The 25843-nt window shown below is 49.7% G+C and carries 22 protein-coding genes; 12 read left to right on the top strand and 10 right to left on the bottom strand.

The features are described from left to right. Window positions 1-78: 78 nt before the first annotated feature. The 4 genes from IQ256_RS14405 to IQ256_RS14390 all read right to left on the bottom strand — a co-directional run bounded on the left by IQ256_RS14405 (window position 79) and on the right by IQ256_RS14390 (window position 4707). Window positions 79-945: a class I SAM-dependent methyltransferase gene (locus IQ256_RS14405; protein WP_193856239.1), complete on the bottom strand. Its 867-nt coding sequence runs from the start codon at window positions 943-945 to the stop codon at window positions 79-81. A gap of 422 nt (window positions 946-1367) precedes the next feature. After that, complete coding sequence (locus IQ256_RS14400; RefSeq protein WP_193856238.1) at window positions 1368-1640, bottom strand: hypothetical protein; 273 nt, start codon at window positions 1638-1640, stop codon at window positions 1368-1370. A gap of 449 nt (window positions 1641-2089) precedes the next feature. After that, window positions 2090-3487: a cytochrome P450 gene (locus tag IQ256_RS14395; RefSeq protein ID WP_228024890.1), complete on the bottom strand. Its 1398-nt coding sequence runs from the start codon at window positions 3485-3487 to the stop codon at window positions 2090-2092. Between the two features lie 95 nt (window positions 3488-3582). Beyond that, on the bottom strand, window positions 3583-4707 hold the full coding sequence (locus IQ256_RS14390; RefSeq protein ID WP_228024889.1) for a Rieske 2Fe-2S domain-containing protein: 1125 nt from the start codon (window positions 4705-4707) through the stop codon (window positions 3583-3585). Window positions 4708-4904: 197 nt separating this feature from the next. Between IQ256_RS14390 and IQ256_RS14385 the strand changes: the two genes are divergently transcribed. The 3 genes from IQ256_RS14385 (at window position 4905) to IQ256_RS14375 (ending at window position 9106) form a co-directional block, all read left to right on the top strand. After that, entirely contained in the window at window positions 4905-5822 is a 918-nt protein-coding gene (locus IQ256_RS14385; RefSeq protein ID WP_193856237.1) for a TetR/AcrR family transcriptional regulator, read from the top strand. Between the two features lie 124 nt (window positions 5823-5946). Continuing rightward, entirely contained in the window at window positions 5947-7392 is a 1446-nt protein-coding gene (locus tag IQ256_RS14380) for a DUF697 domain-containing protein (RefSeq protein WP_193856236.1), read from the top strand. 133 nt (window positions 7393-7525) lie between these two features. Next, a complete protein-coding gene (locus tag IQ256_RS14375; protein ID WP_193856235.1) occupies window positions 7526-9106 on the top strand; it encodes a GTP-binding protein in 1581 nt (526 codons plus the stop codon). Between the two features lie 57 nt (window positions 9107-9163). Here IQ256_RS14375 and IQ256_RS14370 read toward each other — a convergent pair whose 3' ends face one another. After that, window positions 9164-9607, bottom strand: a complete 444-nt coding sequence (locus tag IQ256_RS14370; RefSeq protein WP_193856234.1) for a peptidoglycan-binding protein — start codon at window positions 9605-9607, stop codon at window positions 9164-9166. 242 nt (window positions 9608-9849) lie between these two features. After that, on the bottom strand, window positions 9850-10644 hold the full coding sequence (locus IQ256_RS14365; protein ID WP_193856233.1) for an HAD family phosphatase: 795 nt from the start codon (window positions 10642-10644) through the stop codon (window positions 9850-9852). A 150-nt stretch (window positions 10645-10794) separates the two neighbouring features. Between IQ256_RS14365 and IQ256_RS14360 the strand changes: the two genes are divergently transcribed. Genes IQ256_RS14360 through IQ256_RS14350 form a run of 3 tightly spaced genes read left to right on the top strand, consistent with a single transcriptional unit; the run spans window position 10795 to window position 13642 of the window. Beyond that, entirely contained in the window at window positions 10795-11301 is a 507-nt protein-coding gene (locus IQ256_RS14360; RefSeq protein WP_193856232.1) for a hypothetical protein, read from the top strand. Then, window positions 11292-12992 carry an NAD(P)/FAD-dependent oxidoreductase gene (locus IQ256_RS14355; RefSeq protein ID WP_228024888.1) on the top strand — a complete coding sequence of 567 codons (1701 nt, stop codon included), beginning with the start codon at window positions 11292-11294 and terminating at the stop codon, window positions 12990-12992. Before IQ256_RS14360 ends, IQ256_RS14355 begins: the two co-directional genes overlap by 10 nt. A gap of 35 nt (window positions 12993-13027) precedes the next feature. Next, window positions 13028-13642 carry a hypothetical protein gene (locus IQ256_RS14350; protein WP_193856231.1) on the top strand — a complete coding sequence of 205 codons (615 nt, stop codon included), beginning with the start codon at window positions 13028-13030 and terminating at the stop codon, window positions 13640-13642. A 326-nt stretch (window positions 13643-13968) separates the two neighbouring features. Here IQ256_RS14350 and IQ256_RS14345 read toward each other — a convergent pair whose 3' ends face one another. Both IQ256_RS14345 and IQ256_RS14340 read right to left on the bottom strand, forming a co-directional pair. Further along, window positions 13969-14583 carry a Uma2 family endonuclease gene (locus IQ256_RS14345; protein ID WP_193856230.1) on the bottom strand — a complete coding sequence of 205 codons (615 nt, stop codon included), beginning with the start codon at window positions 14581-14583 and terminating at the stop codon, window positions 13969-13971. Between the two features lie 34 nt (window positions 14584-14617). Continuing rightward, window positions 14618-15571 (bottom strand): phosphoribulokinase, encoded by a 954-nt coding sequence (locus tag IQ256_RS14340; RefSeq protein ID WP_193856229.1) that lies wholly within the window; start codon window positions 15569-15571, stop codon window positions 14618-14620. A gap of 216 nt (window positions 15572-15787) precedes the next feature. On the opposite strand from IQ256_RS14340, the gene IQ256_RS14335 reads away from it, so the two are divergent. Further along, on the top strand, window positions 15788-18436 hold the full coding sequence (locus tag IQ256_RS14335) for a U32 family peptidase (protein WP_193856228.1): 2649 nt from the start codon (window positions 15788-15790) through the stop codon (window positions 18434-18436). A gap of 86 nt (window positions 18437-18522) precedes the next feature. Beyond that, on the top strand, window positions 18523-19026 hold the full coding sequence (locus IQ256_RS14330; RefSeq protein ID WP_193856227.1) for a hypothetical protein: 504 nt from the start codon (window positions 18523-18525) through the stop codon (window positions 19024-19026). A 104-nt stretch (window positions 19027-19130) separates the two neighbouring features. Here IQ256_RS14330 and IQ256_RS14325 read toward each other — a convergent pair whose 3' ends face one another. Continuing rightward, a complete protein-coding gene (locus tag IQ256_RS14325; RefSeq protein WP_193856226.1) occupies window positions 19131-20504 on the bottom strand; it encodes a GTPase family protein in 1374 nt (457 codons plus the stop codon). Window positions 20505-20743: 239 nt separating this feature from the next. Between IQ256_RS14325 and IQ256_RS14320 the strand changes: the two genes are divergently transcribed. The 3 genes from IQ256_RS14320 (at window position 20744) to IQ256_RS14310 (ending at window position 23609) form a co-directional block, all read left to right on the top strand. Then, on the top strand, window positions 20744-21715 hold the full coding sequence (locus tag IQ256_RS14320) for an aldo/keto reductase (protein WP_193856225.1): 972 nt from the start codon (window positions 20744-20746) through the stop codon (window positions 21713-21715). Between the two features lie 81 nt (window positions 21716-21796). Beyond that, complete coding sequence (locus IQ256_RS14315; RefSeq protein ID WP_193856224.1) at window positions 21797-22996, top strand: glutathione S-transferase family protein; 1200 nt, start codon at window positions 21797-21799, stop codon at window positions 22994-22996. Window positions 22997-23366: 370 nt separating this feature from the next. Further along, a complete protein-coding gene (locus IQ256_RS14310) occupies window positions 23367-23609 on the top strand; it encodes a hypothetical protein (RefSeq protein WP_193856223.1) in 243 nt (80 codons plus the stop codon). A 306-nt stretch (window positions 23610-23915) separates the two neighbouring features. Here IQ256_RS14310 and IQ256_RS14305 read toward each other — a convergent pair whose 3' ends face one another. After that, window positions 23916-24725: a D-Ala-D-Ala carboxypeptidase family metallohydrolase gene (locus tag IQ256_RS14305; protein WP_193856222.1), complete on the bottom strand. Its 810-nt coding sequence runs from the start codon at window positions 24723-24725 to the stop codon at window positions 23916-23918. A 142-nt stretch (window positions 24726-24867) separates the two neighbouring features. Between IQ256_RS14305 and IQ256_RS14300 the strand changes: the two genes are divergently transcribed. Further along, window positions 24868-25683: an SDR family oxidoreductase gene (locus IQ256_RS14300; RefSeq protein ID WP_193856221.1), complete on the top strand. Its 816-nt coding sequence runs from the start codon at window positions 24868-24870 to the stop codon at window positions 25681-25683. Window positions 25684-25843 lie beyond the last annotated feature (160 nt).

Genomic DNA, 25843 nt, shown 5'->3' with positions numbered 1-25843 from the left:
ACAACCAATCATTACCTTTTGCAAAGTTCAGTAAAGGTTCAACATTTTTTTTCAGCGGCTACTTTCCTATTGCTTCTTTCATGGCGTGACCTTCAACGGAGCCACCTGCGAGCCAAACCAGTGCATTAGCGCTAGATCATTCCCTTTTTGCCTTTTCTCTAGCTGTGCTGCCAAGTCTGCTAGCAGGTGCGATCGCGTCTGTTCATCTAGCGCAATGTAATCAGAGAGCGTCGTCAGTAGTGCCAGATATTTCTCTATGCTGTAGCTAGACTGATGCATTTCTATAGCAACCTCCGTCCGCTCAAACCAGCCCGACTCTCCTACGATCTGTGCAAAATGATCAAAGTTCGTGTGGTAGTAGTCTTGGGCGCGCCACTGGTAGCGAATTTTCTCAGCTAACTGATACTTTTCATAGACTGGCTGTAGGTACTGACAAAGATCTTCATCCGGCTGGGGTGGCGTTGCCCACAGCAAAATCAAAGAGCCGCCTGGCTTTAGGGCTGCTGCTGACTTTTGACAGGCGACTTCCGGCGAAACCCAGTGAAAGGAGGTTGCTGCGAGCACCGCATCAAACTGTTGGTTTTTTAGCTCGAAAGCTTCAAAGGTGCTGTTGGTAACTGTGACCTGCGGATAAGCCTGGCAAGACTGTTGAGCGAGTTCACAAGCCGCTGGGCTAGGCTCTACGCTCTGCATCGTTAATCCTCTAGCCGCGAAAGAGACCGTCGCTATCCCTGGACCACAGCCGATTTCTAGAACAGAGCTATTTGAGCTCAAGCCAGCTTTCTCAATCACCCGATCGACTAGCGAATCTGGATAGCATGGCCTAGCCCACCGATAAGCCTGCGTCGAATCGCTGTACCACTGCTGCCGCATTTCAGGGCTATAGGTCTGATCAAAAGAGCGGTACCACTCATCCCAGCTAGTTTTATCTTTGGAGTCTGTCACAGCCAATCACTTGCCCTCGCTATAGATACGGCTATATCGTGGTTTGAGATAAATGCGGTTTGCTATAGATTACTGTTGATCATTCCAATTGGCGATGATGTTTTTCAGTTGCTCTTCTAGGTTCCAGTCTTGAGGACGCTCTTTCTGATTGAACCAGGGTGCTCCTCTTGAAAGCCACGCCTCGCGATATCTCGAATTGTCATCATATCCATACTCACATCCGCAACAATCGCAGATCCAAAATGAATATCTAACCTCTTCTTCACCGATTGCTTCTGTCCAGGACAGCCCACAGATTGGACAATTGGAAACTTTCATCGCATTGGTTCAAACAGCATCAATGATTTCTCGTTGTCCAGTTGCGTTCCCTACCAAAAGAGGAAGCGTTGCTTCACAACGGCAGTTCACAACGCCGTAAATCATTAATTCTTCTTCAGGCTTCGCGCCCCGAAATGATATACGGTGCGGTATCCAATTCTAATTCCCCACGGTTGAGCATCAGGCTGGCGTTCAAATAACCGATCAGTTGCAGCTACGATGGTTTCACCAACCTCAAACTCGCCGGTTTCGATATCAATGGCTACGATTTTGCCTTCGTTTCCTGCTTCGACTTGCTGTCGAATGCCGGATTCGTAAAGTTCCTGCCCACGCTCGGCCATCTCTTCTTTGCTATAACGTCGCTGACGCACTGTCATAGGGTTACCCTTGTTTTTAGCCTGGTACTTACTCATTTCGTAACTTACGAGCATACTGCTGACTGTCAGTGATATCAGATCGGGAGTTAATCACGCCAATATTTTCCCAATAAGCAACGAGCTCCAATCCTGTTTTAGGAGGATTTTGAAGGGAAGGGCGGAACGTAAGCACACGCAGAATATACTCTACTAGAGGCAGTTTAAGCTGGGAAGCCTCTGTAGACAGCTAGAGGCAGTTTAAGCTGGGAAGCCTCTGTAGACAGCTCGTTTTCTAGTTCAGACGGGATCTCTAGACTGATTGCCACTACGATTTTTCTGGATGCATACATCTAGTGCGATCATATCAAAAGCATCGTTTTGCAGGCGTAAGTAATACGAATACGTCTGATAGCAGCCTAGTTGCTCTGTAGCGTTGAGTACGCGCTACTATTGTTTCAAACGAGCTACTCTTACTTAGCCTTGACGACTAAAGGAACGCCGTCGCTGGTTGCTAATATAACCCCTCGGCGTCGAGGCGTGACTGGCTCATCGCTCGCTAGCTTAAAATCATGCTGAGTCAGTAGAGTTGCTAGCACTAGATTGATTTCTAGTTTGGCGAGAGCATAGCCCAGGCATCGGCGAGCGCCGCCGCCGAAGGGGATATATTCTGAAGACGAAAACTGCCTGTTTAGGAAGCGTTCGGGCCTGAATTCTTTGGGATTAGGGTAGAGATCAGGGCGGTGATGCACTGAGTAAATGGCAGGCGCAAGGTAGGTGTTGGGCGCAAAGGTGTGACCGTTGATGGTGACTTCTTCGGTGGAGATGCGCGGCGCGGCGATCGGGGCAATTGGGTATATGCGTAGGGTTTCTGAGGCGACGGCTGTGAGATAGGGAAGAGATGCGATCGCCATAGAATCTGCACTTTCTCCTAACTCCTCTAGCTCGGCCATCAGCTTTGCCTTCACATCAGGTAGCTTGTGTATCCAATACATTGCCCAGGTAAGTGCGATCGCAGTAGTTTCATGACCCGCGAACAGCATTGTCACCAGTTCATCTTTCAGCTCGATATCTTGCATAGGCTGACCGTCTTCGTCACGCGCTAGCAGCATCAAACCCAAGACATCATTGCCTGATGCGCCTTCTGCATCACCATCCATACCTGCAATCTGGGCATTTGCAATCTGGGCTCGCCTATCATCGATTTCAGCCTGCAGCAGATCGTATACCTGTCGCTTTAGCCGTACCACCTTTCCCCACGGGCTCCAGTTTCCCCAGTCTTGTTGAAACCAGCGGAAGAACAGCATACTAGAGCTGAGCGGAGAACCGGTTAAATCTAGCCACCTGACCAAAAGCGTTTTGAGTTGCTGGTAGCGATCGCCCCCATGCAGACCAAACACCGTCTGCAAAATCACTTCTAACGTAATTTCTGGCATCACCTCACTGGCTAGAATCTGTTGATTTGGCTGCCACGAGCTGCTAATTTCTCTAGTGATTTCGCAGATAGTATCGGCGTAGGCTTTTACTTTGGCACCGTGAAAAGGCGGCATTAATAGCTTGCGATCGCGCCGATGCCTTTCCCCATCTAGCAACAGCAGAGAATTGTCACCTACCACTGGCCTCAGCAGATCTTGACTACGCCCCGCGTCGAAGCATTTCGCATCTGCCGCAAATACTTCCTTGACCGCCTGTGGATCGCTCAAGAACACCAGCGGCTCAAAGCCAAAGAGGTGCATTGTAAACGTATCGCCGTAGGTCTGGGCGCATTCATCGAGATACTCATAGGGCTTAGCGATCCAGTTAGTAAGCTGCTTGAGCTTTGGGAGCGCCACCGGGCGAGGAAGTGTTTGCATTGTTTCTTTGTTTGGCATGAGTTCAAGTCAGTTAAACTGAGGCGTTTAATTTGAGGTGTTTAGATTGAAGCGTTAGGAGAAAGCTATCGAGCAAGACTATCGAACAAGCAGGGCTATCGAGATAGATTAGGCAGCGCGATTTCCGGCCAGCTTGCAAAGTTGCGTCGCACCCAATCCATACCCACTTCGTTGTTTAGCTTTATTTTTTGAGGCTGATCTACATAAAGCTTACTCAAAATGTCAGCGTCTTGCTCGACCACCGTGGCGACCAGTTTCAAGAAAGACTTTCTCATCAGCCAGAAGATAGGAGACTTTGGCTGAGCGAACAACAGCACATAAGTCCGCGTCCGCTGGGCCGATTCAGGGACGAAAAAATGACACTGTACGATGGGGCCAGCTACTGTCTCACCATGAAACATGACAATTGATGGAAAGTGATTTTCTAAAAGCGCCTCTATTACCGTTGGCATTGTTAGAACCGCTGGATTCTTCAGCACTTCGGCGCGAGTTGGCGACGCCTTTGGCATTCTCATAAACGCTTCTGAGTGATGCCCATTGTCTGCAAACCGCTCGAATTGCACTTCCTTGATCCGAAACATCTCTCGATGAGTACCATTTTGGTGATTGTAATCGTGCATATTTAGCAGCATCGGCAACAGCGGCGTGTTAACGCTGGCCTCACCTGTGGCACCAACTAGCTGATAGTTTCTGTTCACCTCATTTAGAACATCAGGAATGGGCACCTTCGGTTCCACACCGCCATAAGACCAAATAAAATCGCCTTGAATAATTAGCTCTAAGGGGGATATCTGCGATCGCGTTTTCTTCAAAGTATTCTTCAAAGTAGACGGCAAAACCGTACAGCCTTCACCGTCAAACTCCAGCGCATGAAACGGACAAACCACTTTGCTAGACCCATCCGGTTGGGGCTCACACCAGCCTTCAGACAGCATTGCCCCCATATGCGGACAGACGTTGGACAACGCTTGAACTGCATCATTGCTATCCTTCCACAGCATATAGTCGTGCCCGTACAGCGATACCTTCATAGGCTTGTTTACGCTCAGCATCGACTTATGAGCAAGCAACCACGGCGCACCTGGCAGCATTGACTCGGATGGGACTCTAGGCTGGTCCGCAGCCACTTTCTCAGCGGTTACTTTCTCTGTGGTCGATTGGGCGGTCAATTGGGCCGTCGCTCCAGCTCTTTCCTCGGTCGTTGCTTGAAATGAAGCCATGACAGACAGTTCCTCAAGTGCAGAAATCAAAAACTAAGCTCATCTAAACGTGAATAATTTTTCATGTTTGATCACAGTAAACCTATTCGGTCTAAATTTGTCAAGGGACTAGTTTGTCGGCCCGGTGTTTGCCGAGAATTCTCTACTGAGAAACCGTTTAATAGAAAATCATTTGGGAAGAGAGTGGTTAAAGCGTTATGACATCTGATCAGACGTCTAAAAAAGCATCTCTACGTCGTCAGCCGCAGCAGCAGCGCAGTCAAGAACGAATCGAGAAAATTCTGCAGGCGGCGGCTGAAATTTTTTGGGAAGTAGGCTATGACGCTGCGACAACTCACGCCATTGCCAAGCGAGCCAAAACCGCTGTCGGTACTCTCTACCGCTTTTTCCCGAACAAGCTCGCTATCTTTCACGCCCTTGAAAAGCAGCATCGCCAGAGCGTTGAGACCATTCAGTCATACATAGTGACGCCCGAGTGCATGCGACAGCCTTTGGACACCATGATCCGCCAGATGGTCGAGACCTTTGCTGAATACTTCGAGGATCTAGGGCCAAGGGTCGTCTACACCCAGTATTATCTTGACCCAGAGATATTTGTTCACTTCGATGAGGCCGTGGATTACAGCTTTATCCGGCGGTTGGCGATCGCACTCCGCATGCGTAATGCCAACCTTTCCATCGCCAAAAGCGAACTCCTTGCCGAAGTCTGTCATCGCTCCTTCAACGCTATCTTTTTATCCGCGCTCAGAAGCGATCCGCCTCACCGAGACGATCTTTATCAAGAACTTCAGTCTCTCTTGATTAGATACCTGCGTCCGCACGACACCGAAGCAGCCACAGCTCTGGGGAACGCCTCGGCTGCTGCTGTCTCTATCCAGACTCACCAGCTCAACCTTCGCCAGCAAAAAGCGCTGTCCTACCTTCAAACTCACCGCTCGCTGACTATCCAAACCTTTGAAACCTTATGCCCTATTCCCTCCCGCCGTACCCTTCAGCGGGATCTTAAACAGCTCGTCGAAAAAGACATACTCTACACACAGGGTGAAACCAATCAGGTGACTTACTACCTCAACGCGAGCCATCAGTCATTATCTCGCGACATCTCGCGACACTAAAACATCCGTTCCCTATTCTCCGTTTTCCCTAGCCCCTGTGCCCCATCCTCCGCCCCGGTTCTCACTACTTCCACAATCCAACCCAGCTCGATACAATAGTCACAGCAGCACCAGGTATCCTTTCATGCAACTGAAACGTCCCATTTTAGTCGGTGGTTTAGGTCTTTCAGCCAGCTTGTGGCTGCTGAACATTGTGGGTCATTCCCCGGTAGGCCATGCGCTAGGCGATAGCACTAGCTTACTGAGTGTGGTCGCTGTAGGTGCAGGTCTTTGGCTGTTTAACAAATCGAGGGGCAGTAGTGTAGTCGTTGAGCCGCCCCTGGCTATTGGGCCTGTGGATAGATCCGCGATTGAAGGTGTGATCGCGAAAACAGAGTCTATCTTTGAGACGCTGATTTCAGAACTTTCTGAAGAAGTGAAGGCAGACAAAACGCAATCTATCTGGTCGCAGATTGAAGAAAAGAGAAAGGCGATCAATCATCTTCTGGCCAACCTAGAGCGAGAATCCCTTGCTTTTGCTGTCGTTGGAAATAAATCTGTTGGAAAGACAACACTTGTTTCTGAACTGAAAGATAGCTGGCAAGCTAGTCAGCCGACTGTCAAAAAAGTTTTAGAAGTGTCTGGCGAAGAAATGCCAACTGCTGCTGACGCCGATCTTGTTCTCTTTATGACGGCAGGTGACTTAACCCAGTCAGAGCTACAGCGGATTCATGCTCTAATCAGAGCAGGCTATCGGCTACAGGTTGTTCTGAATAAGCAAGACCAAATGCTGCCAGCCGATCGGCAGTCTGTATTGCAGCAGATCCAAACGCGGGTAGAGGATCTGGGAATTGGTGTGAGTGCGATCGTGGCCAACCCTGCCCCGATCAAAGTCCGCAGGCACAAAGAAAATGGTGATGTAGAAGAATTCACTGAGCAGCCAGCGCCTCAGCTTGCCAAACTCACAGCCAAACTTGATGACTTAGTTGAGCATGAAACGCAGCAGCTCGTCTTGGCGACAGCCCTCAGACAGGCCAAAGCACTTCAAGTAGAAGTCCAGCAGCTTCTTAATACACAGCGGAAACAGCGAGCACTGCCCATTGTTGAACAAATGCAGTGGATTGCTGCCGGGAGCGCTTTTGCTAGCCCACTACCTAGTCTAGATCTGCTTGCCTCTACCGCTATCAACAGTCAGCTAATCCTTGATTTGGGCAAAGTCTACGGTCAGACCTTTTCTCTAGAACAAGCAAAGAAAGCGGCTAGTACGTTAGCTGAACTGCTGGTCAAACTTGGCCTAGTTGAACTCTCAACTCAAGCATTCGGCAGCTTGCTCAAGGCTCACGTAGCTACCTACATTGCTGGCGGTGCAATTCAGGGTGTCAGCGCCGCCTATCTCACTCGAACTGTTGGACTTAGTCTAATCGAGTTCTTTGAAGAGCAAAGCTTGCTGCCAGAGAAAGAAAGAAAGTTTGCCTTTGCTGAAATGGGAGAGCGGCTGCAAACTCTGTTTAAAGCCACAAAACAGGGCATGGGATTACAAGCCTTTTTACAACAGGCGTTATCACATCTGCCAATAAAAGCAGCAGCTTAGAGTTTATTTCAAGAGCTTGTTTCAGTTAAAGCAGTCACCAAAAACTAGCTCGCTAAAAAGTGCCAAGTGCTGTTGTGTGCCGAGCCCTTACTCATAGCCTTTCCAAGAAAAGGAACCCTATCTTGCCTGTTCCATGCCCTTATCAGACGCACCCAAAGCCCAAAATCCGCTGGTTGAGCAGGCTCGCATCAGCTTGCGACAGGCTATAGACCGCTACATTCCACAGCTCAAGATGACTCAGCTCACCGACCAAGAGTTGAATCGTCAGACAGCAGTTAAGAGCGGCATTGACCAGCTTACGGCTTTAATGAACAAGCTAGATAGTTCACTGCTTAGAGTTGCAGTTTTTGGCCTGGTTAGCCGAGGGAAATCAGCAGTCATCAACGCCCTTATGGGTGAACAAATTCTAGAAACGGGACCCCTTAATGGCGTAACCCAGTGGCCTCGTTCGGTTTATTGGGTGCCTATTGACACCGATTCAACGCAATCTAGAAAGCAGCCGTTGAAGCTAGAGCTAATCGACACCCCTGGACTAGACGAAATAGAGGGTCAGTCCCGTAGCAAAATGGCGCGGGACATCGCGCAGCAATCAGATCTCATTTTGTTTGTAGTTTCTGGAGATGTCACGAATACAGAATACCTCGCGCTTCAAGAGCTCTACACAACCCGAAAGCCGCTGCTGCTGGTTTTCAACAAAGTAGATCTCTATCCAGATGCTGATAGAGACAGTGTTGCTAACAACTTACAAACGCTGTGGCAAAAGGCGGAAGAAAAAGCCGATCTGCCTCAGGGCGCTAGGCTAGTCGATGACATTGTGATGATTTCTGCTGCGCCCGCACCGATTCAAGTGCGAGTAGAGTGGCCAGACGGCCATACAACAGAAGAATGGGAGACACCTAGCGCGCAAATCGAGCCGCTGAAGCAGAGACTGTTGGAAATTGTGGCAGAAGAAGGCCCGACTCTGATAGCGCTAAATGCGTTGAGGCAAGCAGGCATTGTCGAAGAAAATTTGTCGAAAGAAACGGCTGAGCTGAATCAGGCAAGAGCCGATGAACTAATTTGGCAATATGCCAGGTACAAGGCGATCGCAGTGGCTTTCAATCCTATTGCTTTGCTGGACTTACTCGGTGGCATCAGCTCTGATATGGTCATGATCCGGGCACTTTCTCAGCTCTATGGCTTTCCGATGACCCGGTTCGAAGCCACCAAACTTTGGCAGTCTATCATCGGTAGCTCTGGGACACTGCTGCTCAGTGAATTTGGCACCAGCTTGATACTGGGCTTTGGTAAAAGTGGGGCAGCTATCTGGAGCGCATTTGAGAGTTTTTCGGGGCTGACGGCATATGCTGGTGCAATGACGGCCCAAGCAGGCGCGGCAGGCTATGGCACTTACGCCGTTGGGCAAGCAGCCAAAGTTTATTTACAGCAGGGCTGCACTTGGGGACCGCAGGGCGTCAACACTGTGATGCAAAACATCCTCTCACAGGCCAAAACCGACTCCACGCTAGAAAGGTTGCAAGCCGAGATCAAAGAGACTATTAGCAATTCACGGGAGCCTAGAGCAGAGGCTGATGGCTCGCAAGCGTCAACTGCACTAGCCACAGCATCAGCTGCGAAACAGGAAGGCACAGAAAAAGCGGCCATGTCATCAGCAACGCCGCTCTCCTCTATAAATTTTTCGGATGGCAAGTTTTCGGATAGGCCGTCAGAATAAGCGCATAGTGAATAAACCCATAGCGAACGGTCGAAGCAAACTAGGGCTCAAAAAGGCTTAAAACGCGCCTTCACCCTTATTAGCAAAAGGCCAGAAAAGAATCTTACCTGCTTCGACTTCTGCTTTAGGCTCGCAAGCATTCCTCATGAGTGGCTTCGGCTGAACGGCAGCAGCATCGACCAGCTTTCTTAGGCCCTGCTTGACTGCAGATAGCTTAACCCCTGCTAGCGCAGAAACGGTCGGTAGCTCAGTTTCCTGACTCCAAAAGGTCAGTGCGTACCAGGTTTTAGGCCCAAAGAAACCTGCTTCTTCAGTCAGACCATACTCAGCTTGAAAATCCTGGACTGCTTGCTTCGTCGCGGCATTAAATAGACCTGTGATCTCGCTAGAGTAGATATTTAGCTCAGTTAGCCGGGTTTGCAGTTGGACAACGGCTGGGCCGCGATCGCCTTCATACAGGGTCTCAAGCGGTAGCTGCTCAGCAGGCATATTAGCAGTCATAATTTTTTCAAGTTTGTATAGTTGGGTTGTCTTAAGGTGCGCTTTCCTGAGGGTTCTACAGCGGCGTCACTAGAAGGCAAAAGCGCATAGAACTATTATCCCCGACCCAATGCAAGATGGTTACGGTTGATACTAAATATTTTAATTTAAGTTATCAATGATACAGAACATAAACAAGTGCTTCTAGATGTCTAGAGTCGAAGACGGCTGCTCTACCTTCCCGTTTCTCATCCCTCAGGTTCTCAGCCGCTTTCGCCCGATCCATTCGGTTCGTTCGTGCTCTCTACTTCTTCTACTTTTACGCCTCCTGGCTCTTCTTCTGCTCTAACCGTGGGTCCGCCAAATAGCTCCCCTATCCAGTCGAATTTAATCTCCCTCAAATAGTCCACAACCCAAGTACTCCGCCGCTGCAACATATGATTGGGATAGGTATGAGCAACACCTACTACCGGAATATCTGCTCTTTTGGCTGATTCAATTCCCGCAAAGGAATCCTCAATGGCAATGCATTCGCTAGGCTGCAAGTGTAGATCGGGGTTGAGCTGGTTTAAGCGTTCGATCACAAGCTGATAGGCATCTGGTGCGGGCTTGCTGGCGGTAGCAGCAACGTCATCGCCAGCTACGATAATAGGAAAGTGCTCAGCCCAGTCTGTGCAGGCTAGTACGTCAGTGACCTGTTGACGCTGGCTACCTGTGACAATTGCCATTTTGATATCGGCTGCCCGGCAGCGAAAAATCAGATCGTCTAGCCCTGGGTAGAGCGGCAACTGATCGAGGCTATCTAACCACTGCTTGTAAGCTGTTGACTTTTTGGCCAGCATTTTGTCGAGGGCTTCGTCGCTGGTGGTGCGGCCTCTTTGAGCCAGCAGTGCCTTTAGACAGGCGCGATCGCTCCTCCCTAGACACACCTGTTTGTAGTCATCCGCATCGGGGCGCAGATTTTCGTCAAGCAATAGCTGATTGCTTAGAGTCTGGCGGATCGCCTCGTCATTGATCACGACGCCGTTAAAACTAAAGAGTGCTGCCTTTAAAGTCATAAATATAAGTTGACGACTGAAAAGATTGACTGAAAAGATTGTAGGTTCTTTCGCCTATAAGGGAGTACTTGAACCTAGCTATGACTTGGGATTAAGTTAAGATAAGCATAGATATAACAGACTGATAGACATAGATATAAGACAACATTAATGCATACGCAGCTTCCTATTCCAGAAAGCGCTACTACTAGCGATTCTACCTCACTCGATTTTGCCACTATCAATAGCGTCAACCTACCGCTGCTGCTCAAGTGGTGGCAGCAGCAAAAACGAGTAGCAGGTCTCCGTAGCCATTTGAACACGACCTTGCCTAAAGGGGACAAAACCTATCTATCGGCCTATTATCGGCTAATGGAAGTATATTCTGTTGTCAAGGCTGGCGGCGTTCAGGCTCAAAAGGAAGCGGCAGAGGGGTTCGCCGAACGCGAATTGTCGGCTCTAAACCAGCGGCTGCATGAGATTGAGGTGAGCCCGAATCTTTTAGCAGATGAGAAGCAAAAAGAACGCGCCAAAATCGAGCAAGAACTAGAAGAGCTACGACAGGCGAATAGCTGGCGATCGCAGATGCTCTGCAATATCACGCCCGCAGAGGAATCCGCCGTCAAAGCCTATCTATCTGACATTGAACAAACGCTGATGCAGACCCGATGCCTGTAGCGAAAAGACCTGCTCAAAATTCAGCGGCTCAAAATATGCTTCAAGATGCAGCAGCCCAAAATGCAGCGGTTCAAAGCAGAACGGCCAGCAGAAAAACCACAGCAGAAAGAACAACTGTAGATGCTGTAGTCGTCGGTAGTGGCTTAGGTGGACTGGTGGCTGGTGCGCTGCTCGCCCGGTATGGACGACGAGTCGTAGTCTGTGAAAGTCATACGCTGCCTGGCGGCGCAGCGCACGCCTTTACTCGGCAGTATCAGGGTCAGTCTTTCACGTTCGACTCTGGGCCGTCTTTCTACTGTGGCCTAGGTGAGGCTGGCTCAGCCAATCCGCTAACTCAGGTGCTTGCGGTTTTAGGTGAAAGCTTAGAAACCATTCCCTACGAACCGTTTGGCTACTACCATTTGCCAGAAGGAACGCTGCCAGTCTACGGCAATGCCCAAAAGTACCAGCAGGCAATCGATCAGTTCAGTCCTGGGGCAGGGGCTCAGATGGCGGCGCTAGAGGCTAGGCTGCTAAAGATCTATGGCCCGCTAAAAGAGGTGCCAACGCTAGCTCTACGGGCCGACCTGTGGACGGTGCCTTTATTGGCAAAGCGGTATGGACGGGCGATCGCGCGCCTGCTGCCTACCTTGCCAGACCTCGATCGCTCTATGGGCGAAGTTATGGCTCCTTACGTGAGCGATCCTTGGCTCAAACGTCTGCTTGATCTAGAGTGCTTTCTGCTCTCTGGCATGAAGTGCGAGGATACTGTCGCTCCAGAAATGGCCTTTATGTTCGGAGAGCGAGCGAGTTCTGTGATCGACTATCCGATTGGCGGCAGCGGTGCAATTGTAGAGGCGCTAGTACGAGGACTGAAGCGCTGGGGCGGACAGTTGCGGCTGGGCGCTCACGTTCAGAAAATCATCACAAAAAAAGGAAAAGCAAAGGGCGTTGTTTTAAAGAATGGCGAGCAGATCAATGCACCTATTGTCATTTCCAATGCAACCCGCTGGGATACCTATCGTCACTTGTTAGATCCAGCAGGACTAGATCCAACAGAACTAGATTCAACAGGACTAGATTCAACAGGACTAGATTCAACAGGATTGGCCGCTAGCGATCGCCAAGCAGCACTTTCTACGCCAGCAGTAGACAGCTTCATGCATTTGCACCTAGGCATCAGAGCCGATGGGCTAGCGTCAGTACCCATCCATCATGTTGTTGTTCATAACAACCAGAAAGATATCACCACGCCTGGTAACACCTGTATGGTGTCTATTCCTACCGTGCTCGACCCGCAGCAGGCCCCGGCAGGCTATCACACCGTGCATGCCTACACGCTAGAACCGTTCGACGGTTGGCAGAAAGATGAACACTATGAGCAAAAGAAAAGAGAGAAAGCAGAAACTCTTTTTCAGGCAATAGAGAAAATTATTCCTGATGTGCGCGATCGCATCGAACTAGAGCTAATCGGCACGCCACTGACCCACAGTCGATTTCTCCGTCGCTACAAAGGCACCTATGGCCCAGCTATCTCCGCCAAATCAGGCCGATTCCCTAACGGTAAAACACCGATCAAAGGACTTCATCTAGTCGGCGATAGCACCCTACCAGGCATTGGCGTCCCAGCAGTCGCGGCCTCTGGTATCCTCTGTGCCAACAGCCTAGTCACGCCAAAAGAATCTACCGCTCTCCTCGACCAGTTAAACTGACAGAGGGCAACTTCACCCAATTTGAAGGACCTAGGATGTTACTTGCTCATATCTCCGATCTGCATGTGATGGTGCCTGGTGAATTAGCTTATGGCGTTGTATCCACCACGCCATATACCGTAGAAGACTATCCAATCCGGCTGATTATGCTAGATACCAACGTACCGGGTAAAGGTCATGGCGAGCTAGATACAGAAAGATTGAGTTGGCTAGAACAACAGCTTAGTCAGCAGCCAGATCGACCCACAATTTCATTTATGCACCATCCGCCATTCCCAACAGGGATTGACCTGATGGATGGCTATGGACTAACTGGGCTGAAGGATTTAGAACGTATCGTCAAAAGATACCGCTGCATTCGGCGCATTGGCTGTGGTCATATTCACCGCCCTATTCAAAAGCTGTGGGCAGGCACGCTCGCCTACACCGTTCCTAGCCCTGTTCACCAAGTCTCTCTAGATCTAACCAGCGACGCCGAAGCGGCCACTTTTACCATGGAGCCTCCCGCCTACCAACTACACCTGTGGAGTGAAGAAAGTGATTTAGTCTCACACACGCAGTACATTGACCAGTACGATGGGCCTTATCCTTTTTTAAAGCCGGACAATGGCAAAAACGAGGTGAAGCTGAAAGAAAGAGCCACACCCTAGTAGATTCAGGCGTATCAGCTCACCTGTGAGTTGATTGTTCTGAGCCGCGTTGGCTCAGAACAGCTTTCGGCTACCGATCGCAGATGCGAAATCGCTTAGATGACTGACTATTTACACGAGAATTCGCCAGACTCAAGGAATCTATAGCGTTTCTCACTTGGCTGAAGTACATAATCACAGGTTGAAGCCTTGCAGTACAACAGGCCAAGTGACTCGCGTGTACCTAATGCATCAGGTACACGCTATATTGTCGGCGATAAAATCATCGCGTTTTTCATAGGTGAGTTTCGATTCCTTCAGAGATTCACATCGTTTGGCTGTGAAGATTACCCTGCGGCTGCAAACACTGCATCTGCCGTTAAATCAAGCTGAGGAAACATCCTAGAAACTAGCTTCTCACCAGCAGTAAACCTTTGAATTTGATACTCTCCTTCATCGATCTGACAGATCGTAATCGTCGGCTGCTTGGGCTTACCGATGTGGCGCACCGCTCCTAGCGCCCGAAAGTCCACTATCCAATACTCCTGAATGCCCATCGCCTCATATTCCACAAACTTGTGACCATAATCATCTCGCCAGTTTGTGCTGACTACCTCAATCACCAAAGGCACAGTAGTGCCATGCTGTATTACCGAGGCAGTGGGCCACAACAATTCTTGTGGTAATCGCTCACGATCTAGCACAACAACATCTGGTATATAGCCAGAGTTATCTACCTGTGGCCGAATTAAGCAGTTACGGGGAATGGAATAGGGTTTTTGGCTACGACGAATTTCAAAGTTGAGCTCAGCGCTCAAGAATCCGCCAATATCTTCGCGGGGGCCAGTTGGTAACACCTCAACAATGCCCCCCTCAATCAATTCATACCGACGGCCATCGCTCGGATACCAATCTAGAAAAGCCTCAAAACTGATCGGGCGCTGAGTAAGCGACTGAACCATGATGTATCACTTTCCCTTAGGTGAATTGGGCCGTTCACTTTCTACCTTGAGTTCGCTCTACAGCTTTCAACATATGATAAGTGATCAATAGCTGCGTCAGAGCTAGCGGATAGCTTTGCAGCGACTCACCTGTCGTTCCTACTACCTTACCTACATCCTGATTGCCTTCTAGGCTACAGAACTGGCCGAGATAAGGCACCTCGCTACACAAGATGCGCTCTAGCTGCTGCACCTGAGCTTCGTTGGCGTGACCATCTACAGACAGCACATCGACTGGCTTACCCATATCGCGATCGAGTAGCAACCGGATGGCATCGCCTAGATCATTGCCTTTGTCGTCTAGGATGTGTGTAAAATCTGGGTGAGGCAACGTTGGACGCAGCACCAGTTTGACATTTAGTAATAGGTCATTGCCCTTTTCATCTTCACTGTCGGGCGGAATAAAGGACACAATCACATCAGACCACTGCCTTTGCGGACGGATAAAGGCTTCCGAATCCGGCTCGCGCTTGCGTAAGGCTTCGAGGACTTGCTCATCTGTGTAGCCGCGCTTGCGGGTGTCTCGCTTGATTTTCCACCTGGCGCGCAAATCTTCAGGCGGCGCTAGATATACCTTTACGTCATAGGCATCGCGAGCGACCTTAGTCGAATAGCCCAGCAGCCCTTCTACAATGACAAACTTTTTAGGCTCAATGTATTCGGGCGGATCAAACTCACCTGTCGTGTGGTTGTATATCGGCTTGAGGATAGCCTTGCCATTACGCAGATCTTGCAGGTGCTGCTCGATGATATCTAGATAGTTACAGTCTGGGTGCAGCGCCGAAATGCCCATCTCTGCTCGCTGTTTGCGATCGTAGCGATGATAGTCGTCGGTGCAGATGGCTACAACGTTTTCTTCACCTAGCACCTGCGCGATGCCACGGGTCAGGGTGGTTTTGCCTGCGGCGCTATCGCCCACAATGCCAACGATGATTGGACGTTCAGCCATATTTCCTCCTATTTTTGGATCTTTGTGACAGTCTTTCGCATTCTTTGATACAAATCTAATTCTAGGGAGCAACGGTCATTGACTCAAGCGTTTGATATACACTTTGGAGATGTCTGAGCGTTTCTTGTGCTCATTCTTATCCATTCATACTCGTTAACTTCGGCAGCGTTTATTTGCGCGCTGACGTCCTTATTTTCTTTTTGCCCACTTCTCACTATGGTTGTCTCTAGCCACTTGCCACACAAGAGATCGGAGTCCGTTTTTGGTTTGCACAGGCCAGAGCATAAGCCAGAACTGCTAGCGCCAGCAGGCGACTGGGACTGTGTGAAAGCTGCGGTAGAAAATGGGGCCGATGCCATCTACTTTGGTCTCGATCGGTTTAATGCCCGAATGCGAGCGCATAACTTTACGGCTGCGGATTTGCCTGAGCTGATGGCTTTTCTACGCGCGCGAGGCGTCAGAGGCTACGTTACGCTAAACACGCTGATCTTTCCAAAGGAGCTGAAGGCGGCTGCACACTACCTACGAACGATCATTACAGCCGGCGTGGATGCTGCCATTGTTCAAGATGTGGGTATCTGTCGGCTAATCCGCCATCTTTCGCCAGATTTTCCGATCCATGCGTCTACTCAAATGACGGTGACTTCTGCTGCGGGGGTGAAGTTTGCTCAGCGGGTGGGGACCCAGCTTGTCGTATTAGCGCGTGAATGTTCGATAAAAGAGATTAATCGAATCCAGCGGCAGCTAAAGAAAGAGAATATGGCGATGCCGCTAGAGACGTTTGTACATGGGGCGCTATGCGTAGCCTATTCGGGGCAGTGTTTGACCAGTGAGTCTTTGGGCGGGCGATCGGCAAATCGGGGAGAGTGCGCTCAGGCTTGTCGGATGACTTATGAGCTGATCGCAGATGGGGAAGATGTGGACTTGAGTGCTGGCGGCGCTTTCCCAGGAGAGAATCGCGCTTACCTTTTGAGCCCGCAGGATCTCTCTGGACTTTCTGTTGTCCCTGATTTAATTAAATCTGGCGTGGCTAGCCTCAAGATAGAAGGCCGTTTGAAAACGCCTGAGTATGTCGCCAATGTCACTCGTGTCTATCGTCGAGTTCTAGACCAGGTGATTGAACAGATTGGTGACCGGGTAGATGAACAGATATCAGAGCAGCCCGCGCACCAGAGCGAGCACCAAATAGATCTTAAGTTTGGACGACTAAAAACGTCCTACCACCCCAGCGCTGATGAACGCTATTCGTTAGAAATGGCTTTTTCTAGAGGGCTCTCTACAGGGTGGTTTCAAGGAATTGATAATCAAAAGCTAGTCCATGGCCGATTCGGTAAAAAGCGTGGTGCGTTGATCGGCAGGGTTGAACGAATTATCAAAGGGAAAAGAGAGAACAGAATTGTTGTTGAATCGTTGATTGCCGCTAAGCCAGGAGATGGCGTTGTAGTAGATAGCGGCCAGCCTGACAACGAACAGGGCGGGCGGCTGTATGGCGTTGAGACTAGGGGCAAAGAGACGTTCTTGAGTTTTGGGCGCAATTCGCTCGATTTTGAACGGGTGAGGATAGGCGATCGCATTTGGAAAACCAGCGACCCTGAACTCGACAAAGCCATCCGCAAAACCTACAGCGGCGATCGGCCCCAGTTCAAGCGACCCGTATCGATCGAAGTCGTCGGCAAAGCAGGCGAGATGCTAAAGGCGATCGCACATGACGACAGCGGACATATTGCCACAGTCACCACAGATATTACCTTAGTCACCGCTCACAGCAAGCCGCTGACGACAGAGCGACTTATCCAACAGTTTTCTAGACTGGGCAATACCCCTTTCGAGCTTGCTGGTCTTCAAAATAATCTTGCGGGTAACGTTATGATGCCTGTAAGCATGCTCAATCAGCTACGCAGAGATCTCGTCGCTCAGCTGATAGAACAAAGGCAACAGCCAAAACTTTGGACATTGAACCCGCATGCTTCCTACCGCGACCTGCTGCCAGATAACCCCACCAGCCAGTTGGAACAAACATCAGCCGTTCAGCTAATTCCGCTGGTTCGCACTTTGCCCCAGCTTGAAGCTGCGATCGCTACCCATGCCCCCACCATCTACTGCGAATTTGAGAATCCCGTTCGCTACCGAGAAGCCGTAGCCTTGACTAGAACAGGTACTGCCGAGCTATTTATTGCGCCGCCTCGGATCAGCAAGCCTAGCGAGCGTTACATCCTCGATCAGGTTCGCCAGGCCAAGGCAGATGGCTATCTTGTTCGCAATTACGATCAGCTTGACTACTTTAGCGGCGATCGCATCATTGCTGATTTTTCCTTAAACATTGCCAACCCCGTCACCGCCGATTACTTCAAAAGAGAATTTAACTTAGAAAGGCTCTGTGCTTCTTATGATCTTAATGTACAACAGTTAGAAGATTTGCTAGAAACAGCGCCCGCTCAGTGGTTTGATATTACCCTGCATCAGCATATGCCGATGTTTCATATGGCGCACTGCGTCTACTGTGCCTTTTTATCCGAAGGAACAGATTTTACCAACTGCGGTCGACCTTGTGAAAAGCATGACGTGAAGCTGCGCGATCGCACTGGCGCAGAACATATTCTGTCAGCCGATGCTGGCTGTCGCAATACGCTCTTTAACGGTAAAGCCCAAACTGGCGCAGAATTCGCTAGTAGACTCATTGAAAAAGGCGCACGCTACTTTCGGATTGAGTTTTTGAACGAAACCCCTGAGCAAGTTACCCAAACACTGTCTGCCTACCAAAAGTTAGTCGATGGAGACATGGACGGCGGCGATTTGTGGCGATCGCTTAATCTTTCTAGTCAACTGGGCGTTACTCGCGGAACATTAGAGAAAAGCCACCGATAGTATCTAGACATACTGTTGTCATACTGTTTCAGAAACTGAAACATCATCACGCTAGGGCTGATAGTTTGACAATCTAAGATATTGAAATGCAGCTATTCAACATGAAGATTCCGCACTTTGCCCTGACGATACCAAGTGGATTGCCCAAGCTAGCGACTGTAGGACTATTCCTTGTGGCAGGCGCTGTCTTGATCAAGCCTGGACCCGCCTATGCCTGTCGTTGTGTACTGCCAGAATCTGCTTCGATAGGGCGAGACGCTTCAACCGCTGTCTTTACCGGTGAAGTTGTTAGTATCACGCCTAGCGAAAATGGATATACTGTGGACTTCAGCGTGTCTGAACATTGGAAAGGCACTGAGGCTGAGACAGTTCGAGTAAGAACAGCGGTAAGTAGTGCAGCCTGCGGCTACACGTTCGATGTTGGGCAAAGCTATCTGGTCTATGCCGTCGGCGAAGAGACTGACTTATCTGTCAATATCTGTGGCCGCACGGCACCGCTAGACAACGCGGCTGATGACATCATCGAATTTGGCGATGTGCCCCCCGAAACCACTGGGACTCGCGCTCCTGGCTGTCAATCCATTGATTAGTCTTCAACCTAATTTCGTTCAGCTACACCCACAGAACATTCTCTTTTTTCTAGGGCTCCTGTATTCACCGCTTTACCACCAGTCTCTCTTAAAACTGTTCCTGTTTAGTCCCTTTTCTGATGTTCACTTTCTTCTGTATCGCCACCTGGTTGAACATTCCCCTGCTTGCCGCTCTGTTTAAATCGTATCTTTGCTGATTCAAACGCTTCTGCCATCACCTGCTGAATGCGCTCAGGATCTGGCTTTTTGCCGCCCATCAAATCGCCAAAGTAGGCGCAGGCACCTTCACCTAGCGCCCAGGTATAGGCGGCAGCCCAAGAAGCGGCGACCACACTGCCAAAGCCTGGGATAAACTTGACCAGCTCGCGACCGATGGCCTGAGCAAAGAAACCACCTGCGATCGCACTAGCGACTCCTCCTGCTTGCGACCGGCTCAACTTTTGGCCATATAGCTGACCCAACAGCCCTACCATCGAAATCTGTAATACCGTTAGTACTGGCATTGTGGCAAATGGTAACGGCACGGCTGCTAGCGTCGCTGCTGCCACTGCAAACGCTGAAATATAGCGCCGCCCTACGTCCCGATATAGGCTTCCTAGCTGGTTACTGGCCTGATCTTGCTCATCGATCAGCTGATAGATAGCGCTGGCTTCTGCATCCGGCAGCAGATCCGCTAGCGCATCGCGCAAAGCCTCTTGACCATAAAACACGGGCGTATAGCCGTCCTCTTCTAGCGTAAAGTCTAGTAAAATTGCCTGGTCAAAGCAGCCTGAAAAAGACGACTGTAGTTCTAGGAAAGCTCGCTGTATCTCTTCGTTTGCTGGGGGATAGAGCGGATGGTCGTCTTGTTCGGATGGATAGAGTTCATGCAGACAGGTCACGGCCAGCAAGCAGGGTACAGTTGGATAGTTTCGTTTGAGCTGCTGGGCAATCTGCTTGAGCTGATCCACAGCAAAGTCATTGATCTTCACGGTCAAGATAAGTATCTGGGCGCAGCGGCTCTGCTGTCTTCGATCATTCGAGCGTCCTAGCTCATTCGACAGTTCTTCGACGATGCCAGCCGTCTCCTGTCCGATATCACCTAGCCCCACTGTATCTGTAAAGATCAGCAGCGGCAGCTCTTCTGACGGGTAGGCATAGCGCGCTGTGTTCTGCGTATGCGGTTTAAAGCCCTGACCGACAATCTCTGCCGATACTCCAGTCAGCCCGCGCACAATTGAGCTTTTACCTGCTTGTGGTTTACCCATCAGTAGCGCTTCTGTCGTGGGCAGTTCAGCTCGCACCTTAGCTAAAATTTCAGCCACCCGCTCGTCACTCACGCTAAAGTTTTTGAGCAACCTTTGAGTCACCTGGGTTTGAGCGTCGGCGTAGGCTTTTTGTAGCGGTGTGACATCTGTGGGCAGCCATTGACCCATGCGATCGCTCGCCTTCTGCCACAGTTCCATAGCCTCCTGTCGTAGCCTGTCTGGCCAGCCCATTGATCGCTCTCCTACCGATTCTTAACGACTTGTCCTCGATCCTATTCTCTCTTTAAAGGCAGATTCTACAAGCCGTTAGTTGATCGTCTTGGAGAGCTAGTCTGTTGTCCTCTTTTAGATGATTCAGATAAGTCGTGTGATAGAAGGCAATCAGGTTCTGGCAGAGCCGCTTTCTCTTCTATGGCTTTCTTTTCTATGGGAAGATAAAAAAGCCTTTCACATACCTACTGCTTTCTGCCATGACTCTTCTACCCCCTCTTCCCAAAATGGGCTGTGGCACTTGGGCCTGGGGAAATCGCCTGCTCTGGAACTATCAAGAGAGCATGGATAAAGAGCTTGAAGCCGTCTTCAATCACTGCGTCAGCCAAGGCATCACCCTCTTCGATACTGGGGACTCTTATGGTACAGGCAAACTCAGCGGCCAAAGCGAAAAGCTCCTTGGTCGGTTTCGGGCTAGCTATGATGGTCAAAACAAAGAAAAAATCTGTCTGGCGACCAAACTAGCCCCCTATCCCTGGCGACTCACCAAACAGTCTATGATCACCGCTGGGCAAGCCTCCGCCCAGCGCCTCGGTCAGATAGATCTCGTACAGATGCACTGGTCTACTGCTAACTATCTGCCTTTTCAAGAAGGCCCACTGTTAGACGGTCTTGCCGAACTGTGTCAACAGGGCAAAGCCAAAGGTCTGGGGCTCTCTAACTATGGTCCTAAGCGCTTGCGCTGGGCACATCGACGCCTGGCCGATAGTGGCATCAAAATTCGCACCCTTCAGGTTCAGTATTCTCTTCTTTCTACCTATCCTCTTGCCGAACTAGAGCTCAAGCCCGTCTGTGATGAGCTGGATATTCAACTAATTGCATATAGCCCGTTAGCGCTAGGACTGCTCACTGGTAAATATCAGAAAAAATCAGACCTGCCTAAAGGTCTAAGAAAATTCGCTCTAGGACAAATTCTTCCCGGTGTTCGGCCTCTATTAGATTGTTTAAAGGCCGTTGCCGAGGCCAACGAAAAGACAATGGCTCAGACCGCTATCAACTGGTGTATTTGCAAAGGTACTATCCCCATTCCTGGTGCGAAGAATTTACAGCAGGCTCAGCAAAACACAGGCGCGCTCGGCTGGCACCTGACTACCGCAGAGGTCATCGAGCTCGATAGCGCCTCAGCCGCCTGCAAAAAGGAAATGGTACAAAATATATTTCAAAGTCGGTGATAAAAGTCGCTAAGGTATGGATAAGCTGGATCACTCTTCAAGCAGAAAGAGTTCCACGACTCAATCAGCCCTCTTACGCCCATGCCTTCTCTCTCCTGGTCTGAACTCAACGCCCTGACTGACTTTAGTTTCGATCCGGTTAACGGTCCGACAAATGCCCAGTCGCGGCTGCGCCTATTTGGTCAATCAGAAGCTGACGTTCATGTTACTCTCTACCGCGACAATCATGCCTGGTGCCCTTACTGTCAAAAAGTCTGGCTGTGGCTAGAGGAAAAACGGATTCCCTATCGTATCGAAAAAGTCACTATGTTCTGCTACGGACAGAAGGAGTCTTGGTACAAACGAATAGTGCCTTCTGGGATGCTACCAGCGCTATCAATTGACGGTAGTGTTATTACAGAAAGCGACGATATTCTAATAGCTTTGGAAGACGCTTTTGGCACGCTGGGGCCTGGTATGAAAGATCCTCAAGTGCTGCCCTTACGACAGTTAGAGAGATTGTTGTTTAGGGCGTGGTGTGGCTGGCTATGCCAGCCGTCAGGCTGGTTTAGGCAAGAAAAGAACAACCGAGAGCAGTTTGTTAATGTTGTAGACAAAGTAGAAGCAGCATTAGCTCAAACGCCAGGCCCTTACTTTTTATCAGATTTTAGTACGGCGGATATTGTCTTTACCCCTTACGTAGAACGGATGAACGCAAGTCTCTATTATTACAAGGGATACTCTTTGCGAGAAGACAATTCAAGACTGTCTGACTGGTTTGACGCCATGGAAAGCCGAGTGACCTATCGCGGAACTCAGAGTGATTTTCATACCCACGTGCATGACTTACCGCCCCAGATGGGAGGCTGCTACGAGAATAGCGAAGCGCAAACTAAGCTCAATCAGCGTCGGGTGGACCAAGGACCTTGGTATGGGCTGCCTGATGCTACCTACCCAGAACCCTCTACTGCCAAAGCCGAAGCGTTGGCTAGGGTAATCAAGCACCACAAAAATATTATCCGGGCCAATCCAGCGGACGATCAGCTGTTTGATAAAGCGCTGCGTTGCGCCCTCACTCAGATGATGACAGGAGAAGTCTGTCAGCCGCCGCCTGGTAGTGATGCGGCTTTGAGATACTTACGCGATCGCATCAATGTTCCCCGTGATATGTCTATCTACGCAGCCAAACACCTACGGACTGCGCTAGAAAGCACCGCTGGCTTAGTCGGCATTCAGCAGGGATCTCCCATCCTTACGCGCAACCGATATGACCAAAATCCTATTGCTTTCGCCACGTCTTAACACTGACCCGGAGAAATTTTAAGAATCTTCTTAGTCCGTATGTTTTCTGTTTGTATTACCTTATTCACGTGATTAGTATGTGGGCAGTGCAACGTAATAGGTCTATCTAGCTGGACTGGTCGGTGCGTAGTTTGTATAGCTACCACTGGATGCATATTTCCAGAAAAAGGCTATGCCAATACTACCCGCTTCGCTCTATTGAAAAAGGGCCAAAAACAAGGGTCTCACTAAGTCGAAAACGTTTGAAGTGAAGCTATCTAGTCGATAAGTCTACTTTTTCTATACAAAGCCAGCCCCAGCTAATAGTGAAGTCTGTTTTTTGCACAGAAATTGTCATACCACTTTCTTAATTGCTACTGCATCAATAGAAATGACTCCTAGAAGAATCGTCCGCGCGTCTGTGTCTGCTAGTTTGGGTAGTTTGTTGGGGATCGCTGCGATCTCTCCTGCTGGCCTAGCAGAAATCACTCAGTCAACTGTTTACAACCCCGATCAACAAACGCTAGCTCACTCAAAGGACCAAGACAAATCTACCCCAAAGCAAGGGCTGCCAGGGCGTCGTATCCCTGGCGGCACCCGCCATAGCTACACCTTCATCTACAACCAAACCTGAAGGGCTCAAAGTTTTCCTAATCAGCCTGTTTGGGAGCCGATCTGAGGCAAGTTTTGCGCCTGTTTTTAGACAATAAAAAGTTCTCCGCCATTTGGCTGAATTCTGTTGGTCTATTCGGTCATTTGACTGAACTTTGTTGATTCTACGGCGTTCGCCGCTTTGTTCCCTAAATAGCTGGTTGCAAGAGCTATCGGCATAAATAAGAAAGCTCAGAGAGAGTAAAATCGACTGTCTCTGAGCTTTCTTTTATGAGCGGTGGTTGTACTAGTGCTGTAAAACAAAAAGACTATGCTTATAACATTTCTATCACCAAAGTGATACTCTCGGCCCTCTTGGATAGGTCCATCTAGCCGCCGCGCCTGGCCGCATGTCCAAATGAACAAATCCATTGCCTACTGCCAAACCACCCTTTGGGTGAAAACTCTTGAGCTTGTGGAAGACATCCACCACGTCCATATCTTTCACCCAGAAGTCGACCGCATCACCGGCCATATGACGAGAGCTTCTAGCACCGCCTACCCGCCGATTACTAACAGGATCGCGATATCCAGACGTGATCCGCATCGGCTTATTACCCAAAAAAGTGCGAACCTCGTCCAAATATTTGCACAGTTTCACAATTCGAACGGTGACGTTGGCGTTGACCGGGATGCGAGTTCCCCCTTTAGTCATCTCAGACCAGGTGAAGTTGCAAACTGTCGGCTCAAAATAAACGGGCTCGTAGATGCCTACGGGTCGACTGATCCCCGGAATTGAGATTTTTGGCCCAAAGTCGATTGGCTTTGTACTGGGTTTATCTCCATCCAGGTTAGGTGAAGGCGGCGCGGGCTCATCTTTGGGATCGTTATCGGGTTCAGTGCCTTCCATCTGTGCATGCAATCCATACACAAACCAGCGAATCGCCTTGTGCCCCTTCATCGGCTCGGTTAGCTGAAAGAATACGTGGTCGTCGGCGCTGCTCTCTTTATTTCCTTCGTATGGAAGATAGTCGACAACTTCTAATGAGGTACCCGCCGATACTTTAACGAGCTGATCAGGCAAGTTCTTACTATGTAGTGTCGCGGCTTGAACGGGCAGCGCCTTAAAGAAGGTATCTTTTGTAACAATAACTTTCATCATAGGAATCCTGCATTAATAGAAGATGTAGCAATAGAGGATAGGGCTAACTACGTTCATCATGACTGCTGTATGCAGGGAGCTCGAAAATATCAGAAAATCTTAATCGCATTGCGAACTGCTGTTACGTATGGAATCTAGTATGAAGGCTGCAATTATCGGCTGTGGGTATGTAGGCACAGCCGTTGCCAGGCTTTGGCAAAAAAAAGGCTTCGACCTACTGGTGACAACGACTAGTCAATCACGAGTCGAAGCGCTTGCTCAGACCGCCAATCAAGTTAGCATCGTGAATGGAGCGAACGCTTCACAGCTACAAGATGCCTTAGCCGGTAGAGAAGTCCTACTGCTATCTGTAGGGCTGCGAAAGGGTGCCAGCTACAGAGATACCTACTTGGGGACTGCCAAAACGCTGGCGACAGTTCTCCCTGATACCGATATTCAGCAGGTGATTTATACCAGTACTTGCTCTGTTTACGGAGAGCATCACGGCGCGTGGGTGAGCGAGATGATGCCGCCCAAGCCGATGACTGAGAATGGAAAAATTGTCGAAGCCACTGAGCAAACGCTATTGTCTGCCACCACGCCTCGAAGAAAGGTTTGTATCTTGCGGCTAGGTGGTATCTATGGCCCTGGTAGAACGTTAGAAAAAATATACAGCCGCGCAGCCGGGACAACTAGACCTGGAAAAGGCAATGAAGGCACTAACTGGGTTCATCTCAGTGACATTGTGGGTGGCATTGACTGGGCAAAGCGGCAGCAGCTATCAGGACTATACAACCTTGTGCAAGACGAGGTACCAACCGTCAAAGAGCTGATTGATCAGGTGTGCGATCGCCATCAGCTTGCCCCGGTCACCTGGGACGAAACGCAGCCTAGCACCCGCAAGAACGTCCGCATCTCCAATGCCAAGATCAAAAGCACAGGCTATCAATTTGTCCATCCTAGCTTCTGGCCGTAGACTCAGAACTACTCTAGGTTTGGCTATCCACGAACTATCCAGACTCCGCTAGGACTCCGTCTATAGCGAAGCTTAGGGGGTGGTGTAAACGGGTGAGCTTTGCGAACAGTCTTGCGTATGATGTTGCTCAATCATGGCAACTTTTGATACAATAGTACTG

It is taken from the genome of cf. Phormidesmis sp. LEGE 11477 (genome assembly GCF_015207105.1).
Taxonomy (GTDB): domain Bacteria; phylum Cyanobacteriota; class Cyanobacteriia; order Phormidesmidales; family Phormidesmidaceae; genus Phormidesmis.
The sequence above is the reverse complement of the archived record's forward strand: the minus strand, read 5'-3'. Positions and strand labels throughout refer to the sequence as shown.